Here is a 1,548-nt window from a genome sequence, read left to right as displayed (position 1 = left end):
TGCCGCAGAACGTCATCGTCTGGACCCCGAACTGATCCATGCCGTGATTCGCGCCGAGTCAGCCTATGATCCGCGCGCACGGTCTCCGGCGGGGGCCTGCGGTTTGATGCAGCTGATGCCGGCGACGGCGCGGCGGTTCGGTGTGCGCGATGTCTGGGACCCAGCGCAGAATATCGAGGGTGGTGTCGCTTTTCTGCGTGTGCTGATCGATCGCTTCGAAGGTGATCTCAAGCTCGTGCTCGCGGCTTACAATGCCGGCGAGGGTGCGGTCGCCAAGTATGGCAACCGCATTCCGCCGTATCGGGAGACGCAGCAGTATGTGCAGCGGGTGTTGGGTTATTTGGGAGTTGGTTGAGTACAAATTCTTATCAGCGTTGTCAGATCACGTTGGCGACGCTAGACGCCAAACCCGAGGTTAAGTCACTCTCGCTTTCAGTTCATCGAGATAATCTGCCCATGCCTGCATCATCTTTCGCCGCTCGGCCAGATGCGCGGTCCGGTTATAGGCGCGACCATTCGGATCGCGAACGCTGTGGGCGAGCTGGTGCTCGATAAAATCGGGGCGGAAATTCAAGACTTCGTCGAGGATTGTTCGAGCCATCGCGCGAAAACCATGGCCGGTCATCTCGGACTTCTCGATGCCCATGCGACGCATCGCGGCCAAGATAGCATTGTCGCTCATCGGCCGATCGGGGCTTCTGGCGCTCGGGAACACATAGCGTCCGTTGCCGGTCAGTGGCTGGATCTCGCGCAGTATGTCGACGGCCTGTCGTGATAGCAGAACGATGTGTGGCGTATTGGTCTTTGAGACGGTGTCATGCCATTCCGCAACGTCGAGGTCAAAGTCTTCCCATACTGCGTGGCGTAGTTCACCAGGACGGACGAAGACCAAAGGTGCCAATCGCATCGCGCAGCGCACGGTGAGCGTGCCGCGGTAGCTGTCGATGCTGCGCAGCATCGCGCCGACCTGCGCTGGATCGGTGATCGCAGGGAAATGGTCCGACTTGACCGGCGGCAAAGCGCCGCGAAGATCACCGGTGGGGTCACGTTCGACGCGCCCTGTCGCCACCGCAAAGCGAAGCACTTGCCCGCAGTTCTGCAAGGCGCGGTGTGCGGTTTCCAACGCGCCTCGGTCCTCGATGCGGCGAATGACCTCCAAGATTTGCGGTGGCTTCAGTGCTGAAACTGGTATGCGACCGATCCAAGGAAACAGGTCCCGTTCCAGTCGCCGGATAATCCGACTTGAATGGCTGGGTGCCCAATTGGCGGAATGCCGGGTGAACCACTCGCGCGCGACGACTTCGAAGCTATCCGCTGCTTGCTCCTCACTCGCGGATTGCTGAGCACGCCGGTTAGCGCTGGGATCGACACCCTCGCTTAACAGCTGACGCATACGATCGCGCCGGCTGCGCGCATCCTTGAGCCCGACATCAGGGTAAATCCCCAACGAGAGGCGCTTCTCCTTACCCTCGAACCGGTACTTCAGCCGCCACCACTTGCCTCCCGCGGCGAGATCTCCAGGTACAAACCTCGCTCGTCAAACAATTT

General features: G+C 60.3%; 2 protein-coding genes. One reads left to right on the top strand and one right to left on the bottom strand.

The window, feature by feature from the left end; all coding sequences use genetic code 11:
- The coding region (locus VBE63_RS29080) for a lytic transglycosylase domain-containing protein (RefSeq protein WP_323686458.1) at positions 1-355 on the top strand (355 nt) is incomplete at its 5' end.
- Between the two features lie 60 nt (positions 356-415).
- Here the strand turns inward: VBE63_RS29080 and VBE63_RS29075 are convergent.
- The gene (locus VBE63_RS29075; protein ID WP_416274722.1) at positions 416-1,447 is read right to left on the bottom strand and encodes a tyrosine-type recombinase/integrase; all 1,032 of its coding nucleotides are present in this window, start codon (positions 1,445-1,447) and stop codon (positions 416-418) included.
- Between the last annotated feature and the right edge of the window lie 101 nt (positions 1,448-1,548).

It is taken from the genome of Lamprobacter sp., from assembly GCF_034860625.1.
Lineage (GTDB): Bacteria > Pseudomonadota > Gammaproteobacteria > Chromatiales > Chromatiaceae > Lamprobacter.
This window is presented reverse-complemented; position numbering and strand designations above follow the sequence as displayed.